The following is an 8,552-nucleotide window of genomic DNA, read 5'->3' on the forward strand; positions in this document are numbered from 1 at the left end:
TTTATTGTCTTTTGAAGATGTAAAAGGAGCTAATATAGAATTAATCATTGTTTTTATAATGTCGTTGATACTTCTTGTTCTAGTTTCAAAGAAAAACTAGAACATCACCTTTAAACAAACAATAAGTTTCTAGTTAATACCTGCTTAACTTAGACTTAAAGCAGTATTCTACCAAGAATACACAAAATTTATCTTTAAAAGGCAAAGCAGGTTAGGATCTTTTCTTTTGCCTTAAAAATCTTCTATCTAATAATCTTTGCACTCATTGTTACTCTTTTAAATATTCCTTTTAAAAATATTTATAAAATTTATTTTCATAAATAAAACTATACAGATACTAAAAGAAATTAAAGTATTACCTCTGCAACTCCTTTTCTAGGAATTTTCCTGTATAGCTACCCGTCTTTTTATGGCGTTTTACAATATGCTCTGGAGTTCCGCTATCTACGATACTGCCTCCCTTGCTTCCTCCCTCTGGTCCTACATCTATGATATAGTCTGCATTTTTTATCATATCAAGGTTGTGTTCTATCACAATCACGCTATTGCCTAAATCGGTTAAATGGTGTAAGACTTTTGTGAGCCTATCCACATCCGCAAAGTGTAAGCCTGTTGTGGGTTCATCTAGCACATAGAGGGTTTTTCCAGTATCTTTGCGACTAAGTTCTTTTGCAAGTTTTATCCTTTGGGCTTCCCCGCCACTTAGGGTGATAGCATTTTGCCCTAGTGTGATATAGCCTAAGCCCACATCTTTTAATGTGTGTAATTTTTGATAAATTTTAGGGATTTTAGAGAAAAATTCACAAGCCTCATCCACACTCATTTCTAAAACTTGTGCAATATTTTTGCCTTTATATTCTATTTCTAGCGTTTGAGGGTTATAACGCATTCCATGGCATGAATCGCATTTTACTAAAATATCGGGCAAGAAGTGCATTTCTATTTTAATCTCTCCATCGCCTTGACATTTTTCACATCTTCCGCCTTTGACATTGAAGCTAAAACGGCTTACAGAGTAGTTTCTAATCTGTGCTTCTTTTGTTTGAGAGAAAACTTGCCTTATCTCATCCATCGCACCTGTATAAGTTGCTGGGTTTGAGCGTGGGGTTCTACCTATGGGGCTTTGATCAAGATAAATCACTTTATCTAATTTTTCTAAACCTAAAATCTCCACACCATCAACCTTTTTAACTTTTTTGCGATTGTTTAAAAGCTCTTGAGCCACTGGCAAAAGAGTTTGTAAAATAAGAGAGCTTTTGCCGCTTCCACTAACCCCTGTAACACACACAAAGTTTTGCAAAGGAATCTCTACGCTTAGGTTGTGGATATTATTGATATTGATATTTTTTAGTGTAATCCATTCTTGCTGGTTTCTTCTAATAAAATATTCAATTTTCTTCGCGCCACTTAGATATTGTGCAGTTTGGGTGTTGGAAGCTAGAAGTTGTGTGAGATTCCCGCTAAAGACAACTTCGCCTCCATATTTGCCCGCACCCGGTCCTATATCTACGATAAAATCTGCATGTTCTATGGTTTCTTTATCATGCTCTACGACAATCACGCTATTACCCTTTTGTTGCAAACTTCTTAGGGTTTTAATAAGTTTTAGTGTATCGCGTTCATGCAATCCTATGCTTGGTTCATCTAGCACATACATAACGCCTGTTAAGCCACTGCCTATTTGACTAGCGATTCTTATGCGTTGAGATTCCCCACCGCTAATGCTTCTTGCATCGCGTCCAAGGCTCAGATAGCCTAATCCCACATCATAAAGAAAATAAAGTCTTTCACAAATTTCTTTTAAAATAGGGGCGGCAATGAGTGCTTGTTGTGCGTTAAAATAGGCAAAATTTTGTTCATTTGCAAAAAAGCCATAACAATCTGCAATAGAAAAATCTAAAATATCACCCAAAGTTTTAGAAGCTACTCTAACGGCTAGACTTTGGGGCAATAGCCTATGCCCTTTGCATTCTTCACATACTTTTTCGCTCATATAATCTGCTAAATCTTTGTTATCTTTAAACATATCATAAGCTATTGAAATAATCCCACTCCAAGTGCGTTTTAGAGGGCTATTTTTCCAAGTGAATTCCACTTCTTCTTGATTTCCATATAAAAGAAGCTTTTGCTCATGCTCTTCTAACTCATCAAAAGTGCTTTTTGGATTGATTTTAAAGGTTTTGCAAACTCCTTTAAAAAGCTCATTATAATAGCTTTTATTAAATCCATAAAAGATTTTAATCCCACCCTCCACTAAAGGAAGAGAAGAATTAATCACCTTTTTAGTATCAATGCTATATCTTATGCCTAGTCCATCACACTTAGAACAAGCTCCTTTAGGAGAGTTAAAAGAGAAGCTAAGAGGTTCTAGTGGGCTAAAAGAAACCTTACAATCAAAACAAGCAAGATGTTCGCTAAAATGGATAAGTTCGTTTTTCCCTTCTTCATTTAAAAGCTCAACTTCCACTTCACCATAAGATTCTTTTAGGGCTTTTTCTATGGCTTCTGCGATTCTTGAGCTATTTTGTGGATTAACCACAAGTCTATCAATCACAACCTTAATGGTGTGTTTTTTGGTTTTGGCTAGATTGATTTCTTCATCAAGTCGCACCAAAACCCCATTAATCTGTGCTCTTATATAACCCTTTTGGCGCAAAGATTCTAGCTTATCACTAAAAGTCCCCTTTTTTTCTTTTACAAGTGGAGCTAAAATAAGAATCTTTTTGCCTTCTTCTAATTTTTGGACTTGCTCTATAATATCGCTTGCATTCATTTTAGAAATAGGCTTACCGCATAGATGGCAATGTTGTGTGCCAACTCTAGCGAATAAAAGGCGTAAATAATCATAAATTTCTGTGATTGTTCCAACCGTGGAGCGAGGGTTTTTGCTTGTAGTTTTTTGATCAATTGCAATAGCAGGGGTTAGCCCCTCTATTTTATCTACATCAGGCTTTCCTATTTTGTCTAAAAACTGCCTTGCATAGCTTGAGAGGCTTTCTATATAGCGTCTTTGTCCTTCTGCATAGAGTGTATCAAATGCTAAGGTGCTTTTACCGCTTCCGCTAAGCCCTGTTAGCACGACTAGCTTATTTTTAGGTATGCTTAAATTTATGTTTTTTAAATTGTTTTCTTTTGCGTTTGTGATGATGATATGATCAAGTGGAGATGGATTCACAATCTTACCTTTTTGTAAAAAATTTTATAATTATAACAAATGAATGCTTATTAGCTTAAAAGCTCTTTAGTGAAACTACAAAGCTCTTCTTTGAAATTTGAATGCAAGCTTTGTATGTGCCTAGTAAATGCACTTCCTACTACCGCTATTTGCACCAAGCCTTTTAGAGAGTTAATTTGATCTCTATTTTGTATCCCAAAACCTAGTGCGATGGGCTTGTTTGTATGCTTTTTCACAAGATCAATGTATGCAAACAAATCTTCATCAATTTTTGTTTTAGCACCTGTAATGCCATTTCTTGCAACCACATAGATAATCTCTCCACTTCGTTTGCAGAGCTTTTCTATACGTTTTGTGGGTGTGGTTTTAGCAATAAGTGCTATTGGCTCTATGCCTATGTTTTTAGCTAAAGAAAAAAGGTTTTCATCATTTTCTAGTGATAAATCTGGTGCGATAATGCCCCAAACCTCACAACTTTTAGCCTCTTTTAAAAACTCTTTTATCCCATAGGTGTAAAGGATATTTGCATAAGTCATTATGAGAATTTTTGTAGTGCAATTATGCTCTTTAAAAAGAGAATTTAACTCTTTTATAAAGCTAAATCCCTTTTTTGTGTTAAATCCATTGCTTAGAGAAACTTCACAAGCATTCGCTATTGCTTCTCCATCTGCGTTAGGATCTGAAAAGGGAAATTGCACTTCTAAATATTTTGCACCACCAAGAGCGATTCCTAATGCACTTTGCAAACTTGCTTCATAATTTGGGAAACCTGCTACAATATGCCCCATTAAATCTATTACATTTCTTTGCATGTTTTTGCCTCTTCTTCTAAAAATGCTATCCAATTTTCTTTTTGTAAATATTTTGCTGTGATAAAAATGTCCTTATCACCTCTCCCAGAAACATTTACAATAATTGTTTTATTTTTTGTTGTTTTAGAGAGTTTAATAGCTCCTGCTAAAGCATGGCTTGATTCTAAAGCAGGGATAATACCTTCATTCTTAGCAAAAAACTTCAAAGCCTCTAGTGCTTCTTCATCGCTTGCAGAGCTAAATTCCACTCTACCTATTTCTTGTAAATGTGCAAGTTGAGGTCCAATCCCTGCATAATCTAATCCAGCAGAAATAGAATGCGTATGGGAGAGATTGCCATATTCATCGCTTAAAAAGTAGCTTTTATAGCCCTGTGCTATGCCTACTTTTGCATTATTATTTTGCATTCTTATAGCATTTTCTCCTATGTTTTTGCCTTTGCCCCCCGCTTCAATAGCTAGTAATTTTACCTTAGAATCTAATAGAAAGTGCCTAAAAAATCCTATGGAGTTACTGCCGCCCCCCACACAAGCTATCAAAATATCAGGCGAAATTTTTAGCTTTTTGCATTGAGTTTTTAGCTCTTTGCTGATAATGCTTTGAAAATCCCTCACAATATCAGGAAAAGGATAGGGGCCTAAAGCACTTCCTAATACATAAAAAGTATTATGGCTTTCTTTGCTCCATTCTCGCAAGGCTTCATTTACTGCATCTTTTAAAGTTTTTGAGCCACTTTGGACGCTCACGACTTTTGCGCCAAAGAGTTGCATATTAAATACATTTGGAAATTGTCTTTTGACATCTACTTCGCCCATAAAAATCACACATTCCATTCCAAGCTTTGCACAAGCTGCACTGACTGCTAGTCCATGTTGCCCAGCACCCGTTTCTGCGATGATTCTAGTTTTGCCCATTTTTTTAGCAAGTAAAACTTGTCCTATGGCGTTGTTGATTTTGTGTGCGCCAGTGTTTGCCAAGCCTTCAAATTTTAAATAAATTTCATTTTTTAAGATTTTAGAGGCATTTTTGGCATAAATTAGAGGCGTTGGACGCCCCACAAACTTGCTTAAAAGCTCTCTATATTCTTTAGCAAAACTTTTCTTTTGCATAATTGTTTTATAAGCAATTTCTAGCTCTTTTAGTGCAGGGTAGAGGATTTCAGGCACATATCTTCCACCAAATGCGTGAGAAGTTTTTGAATCTTCTCCAAAAAATCCTTTTTTAGAATGGATAAAAATTTTATGTTTCATAGCTTTTAGCTCCTTAAAAAAATCTATCTTAGCACATCTTTACTTTTTAATAAATAATATGAGTGTTCCAAAAATGATTAAAAAAGCACCGCTCCATTGCCATAAATTTAAGCTTTCTTTTAAAATGATGAGTGAAAGCAAAACAGCTACAAGAGGCTCTATCATACCTAAAATTGCGGTTTTGGTAACTCCTAGCTTTGATATGCCTAAAAAATATGCCATCATAGAAAAAAGAGTGGAAATAAAGGTTAATCCAAGCAAAGAAAGAATTCCTAAAGAGTTGATAGAAGCAGGTTCTATGCCACCTTTGAAAGTAAAGATTATAAACATCACAAAAGAAGCAAAAAGGCAGATATAAAAGCTACAAACCACAGATGAGATTCCAAAAGTAATGTTTTTGCTAAAAATTACATAAAGTGCATAAAAGAGTGCACCGATTAAAGAAAGTGCTATACCAAAATAGCTTAGGGTTAGATTTTGCGGGATTTGCAAGATTAAAACTAAGCCTAAAAAGCAGAGGACTAAGCAAAGAAGGGTTGAGAATTTTAGCCTATCTTTTAGAAAAAAGATAGCGATGAGTGCGACGATAATGGGATAAATGTGGTAGATTAAAACGCTTAAAGTCGCAGGGATAAAGCGCAAAGATTCTAAATATGCCCCCGCTTGTGCTGTATATAAAAAGCCTCCTAGAAAGAAAAAATGCCAAAGCTTTATTTTGGGGAGTTTTAGGGGGATTTTTTTGAATCTTATCCAAGCTAAAAGCAATAAAGCACTAAAGAAAAATCTAAAAAAGAGGATAAAATCACTCCCAAAGCCATTTTTTTGTGCAAGAACCGTCCATATAGGCATAATACCATATGCAATACTTGCACTAGAAATCCATAAAACTCCTATTTGTTCTGTATTTAGTCGCATTTTGTTCCTAAATTTTGATTATAGTTTTGGTATTTTAGAGATTTGTTGGTTAAAGTTTAGTAATTCTTATATGTTGTTTTTATTAAGTTGCATGAATGAAAGTGTGTTTGCATTAAAAACAAAGTGGATTTTTATTGAATATGCCTTTTTATAATAAAATATAAATAATAAATAATATTTTTTTAAGGTATGGCTTGATTTTTTTTTTTTGTAAGATAAGTATTATTTTTAAAAGCAAGGAGTAAAAATGAAATTTAAAAAATCATTGCTAGGCTTTGGAGCGTTTTCTATTGTGATGTTGTTTTCTGGTTGCACAGGGTTATATCAACCTCAAGTAGATGAAAAGATAAGCGTAGCAAAAGCACAAAAAGATATTAAAGTAGGAATGAGTTCAGCAGAAGTTGTAGAGGTTATGGGTTCTCCAAATATTATCTCTACAGATGCACAAAGAAGAGAAGTGTGGGTATATGATAAAATCTCCACACAACAAGCTTATAAAAATGGTTCAGGTGGTATTAGCATTATTTTAGCAGGGATTGAGGGAAATTCAGGAAGTTCTATAAAATCCCAAAGAACATTGACGATTATTATTAAGTTTGATGAGTCGCAAAAAGTGAGAGATGTGGCTTACCATACTTCTAGTTTTTAGGATAATCCTATGAGAAGAAATATTTTTTTAATGTGTATGGTTGCCTTTTTCTTTGTAGCGTGTGGGCCAAGCTCTAAGCAAATGCTTGAGATGACAACATCTACTGCAGAAGAGAGACAATTGCAAATAAGATCTTATGATACAGATAAGTTTGATGAGATACTTTCTGCTAGTGTGGCAACTATGCAGGATTTGGGTTTTAATGTTGATGAGATTAATAGAGAATTTGGAGTTATTACGAGTTCTAAATCTCGTGATGCTAGAGAAACAGGACAGCAAATAGGAGCTGTTATAGCAGCCTTATTTGGGAGTAATCTTTATAGTATAGTGGATTATACTCAAGATATTAGGGCAACTATTGTTGTTAATCAAAGTGAAACAAATAAAAAAGTATATGTAAGATTGACTTTGCAAAGAGTGGTATGGAATATGCAAGGTTATACTACTAAAGTTGAAACAATAAAAGATCCTGAAATTTATCAGGAATTTTATAACAAATTATCAAAAGCAGTATTTTTGGAGGCAAATAAAATATGAAAAAAGCATTAAAGATCGGATTTGTTTTGGGTGGTGCATTGTTGTTTTTGAGTGCTTGTTCGCCAAGCTCAAAACAAATGATTATAGAGGATACACAGCAAGTAAAGTTAAGGTCTTTTCAGACAAAAACCTATGAATACTCTAAGCAAAAAGTTGCAAAATCTTCTGTTGCTGCATTGCAAGATTTAGGCTTTATTGTAGATAAAGCAGATATGGCTACAGGCACAGTTACTGCAACAAAGCTATTAAAAGGTGCTAAAATGAAAATGACGCTTGTAATTAGAGAGGAGGGTAAAAATAGAGCAACAATTAGGGCTAATGCCCAATATTCTTCAGCATCTTCAATGCCAAGTGCTGTGGAAGATCCAGAAGTATATCAAGCATTTTTTAATGTTTTAGATAAGGCAGTATTTTTTGAAAATGAGCAGGTTTATTGAGGTTATATAAGATGAGACTTGTTTGAATCTTTTAAGAATTTCAGGGGATTTGCGATTTTAAAGTAAAGTTGTAAATCCTTAAGATAAGCAAAACTGCTAAATCACTTTAAATCAATATTTTTATATTGAACTACCATCTGCTTATTTTAATCTTATTAGTCATCTCTAAAATTCCACAATTTCTTTCTTCTTTTCCCCTTATCCCCCCCCATTTCTCTCTATAACTTCTCTCCCTCTCTATAATCTTTTTCCCTTTCTCTTTCCCTCCAATCTCCCCCTATCTTTTCATTTTTTCTTCAATCTTTTCTTTCTATGTTTTATCTTATGGTTTTTTCTATGCTCCTAATAGTTTTTCTCTTATTTCTTTCTATATCTCCTATATCCCTCCAACCTCTAAATCTTTCCCCTATAAATTTCTCTCCCATTCTCTTTCTTATCTTTTTATTCCTCCCTATAAATCTCTTTCATATTCCTCCTCTTTTTCACCAACCCTTAAAAACCTCTCTCTTTTAAATCTCCCCCATCTCTCCCTTTTCTATGCTTTATCTTAAACTAATGATATGTTCCTAATAGTTTCTCTCTTATTTATCCCATATATTTTTTATTATTCCTCCCCTCACTCTCTATAATCTCTAACTCTCCAATCCCCCCTTTCTCCCTAAACCTCTCCCCATTAAATTTCCCATCAATTTCTTCCAATTTTCTCCAACCCCTTATTTTTTAATCTCTCTTTAAGCTTTTAAAGCTATAATTCCATTTCCTTTTTTGCGCTACACT

The 8,552-nt window shown here is 34.3% G+C and carries 7 protein-coding genes; 3 read left to right on the top strand and 4 right to left on the bottom strand.

The window, feature by feature from the left end:
* Positions 1–355: 355 nt before the first annotated feature.
* Genes uvrA through EBF09_RS03165 form a run of 4 tightly spaced genes read right to left on the bottom strand, consistent with a single transcriptional unit; the run spans position 356 to position 6,152 of the window.
* Complete coding sequence (gene uvrA, locus EBF09_RS03150; protein WP_198672521.1) at positions 356–3,175, bottom strand: excinuclease ABC subunit UvrA; 2,820 nt, start codon at positions 3,173–3,175, stop codon at positions 356–358.
* Between the two features lie 50 nt (positions 3,176–3,225).
* Positions 3,226–3,987, bottom strand: a complete 762-nt coding sequence (gene trpA / locus EBF09_RS03155) for a tryptophan synthase subunit alpha (RefSeq protein ID WP_121763689.1) — start codon at positions 3,985–3,987, stop codon at positions 3,226–3,228.
* A complete protein-coding gene (trpB, locus tag EBF09_RS03160) occupies positions 3,972–5,237 on the bottom strand; it encodes a tryptophan synthase subunit beta (protein WP_121763690.1) in 1,266 nt (421 codons plus the stop codon). The genes trpA and trpB overlap by 16 nt, the downstream gene beginning before the upstream one ends.
* Positions 5,238–5,276: 39 nt before the next feature.
* Positions 5,277–6,152, bottom strand: coding sequence for a DMT family transporter (locus EBF09_RS03165; protein WP_121763691.1), 876 nt, complete (start codon positions 6,150–6,152; stop codon positions 5,277–5,279).
* A gap of 247 nt (positions 6,153–6,399) precedes the next feature.
* On the opposite strand from EBF09_RS03165, the gene bamE reads away from it, so the two are divergent.
* From bamE to EBF09_RS03180, 3 genes are read left to right on the top strand one after another with little or no spacing between them, the layout of a single operon-like run.
* A complete protein-coding gene (gene bamE / locus EBF09_RS03170) occupies positions 6,400–6,801 on the top strand; it encodes an outer membrane protein assembly factor BamE domain-containing protein (protein WP_121763692.1) in 402 nt (133 codons plus the stop codon).
* Positions 6,802–6,810: 9 nt separating this feature from the next.
* Entirely contained in the window at positions 6,811–7,338 is a 528-nt protein-coding gene (locus EBF09_RS03175; RefSeq protein ID WP_121763693.1) for a hypothetical protein, read from the top strand.
* On the top strand, positions 7,335–7,775 hold the full coding sequence (locus EBF09_RS03180) for a hypothetical protein (RefSeq protein ID WP_121763694.1): 441 nt from the start codon (positions 7,335–7,337) through the stop codon (positions 7,773–7,775). The genes EBF09_RS03175 and EBF09_RS03180 overlap by 4 nt, the downstream gene beginning before the upstream one ends.
* Positions 7,776–8,552 lie beyond the last annotated feature (777 nt).

This window comes from Helicobacter burdigaliensis, assembly GCF_003670295.1.
Classification (GTDB): domain Bacteria; phylum Campylobacterota; class Campylobacteria; order Campylobacterales; family Helicobacteraceae; genus Helicobacter_D; species Helicobacter_D burdigaliensis.

Coding starts and splice junctions, on each gene's coding strand:
- bamE (WP_121763692.1), top strand. CDS start 6,400: ATGAAATTTAAAAAATCATTGCTAGGCTTTGGAGCGTTTTCTATTGTG.
- EBF09_RS03180 (WP_121763694.1), top strand. CDS start 7,335: ATGAAAAAAGCATTAAAGATCGGATTTGTTTTGGGTGGTGCATTGTTG.
- trpB (WP_121763690.1), bottom strand. CDS start 5,237: ATGAAACATAAAATTTTTATCCATTCTAAAAAAGGATTTTTTGGAGAA.
- EBF09_RS03175 (WP_121763693.1), top strand. CDS start 6,811: ATGAGAAGAAATATTTTTTTAATGTGTATGGTTGCCTTTTTCTTTGTA.
- trpA (WP_121763689.1), bottom strand. CDS start 3,987: ATGCAAAGAAATGTAATAGATTTAATGGGGCATATTGTAGCAGGTTTC.
- EBF09_RS03165 (WP_121763691.1), bottom strand. CDS start 6,152: ATGCGACTAAATACAGAACAAATAGGAGTTTTATGGATTTCTAGTGCA.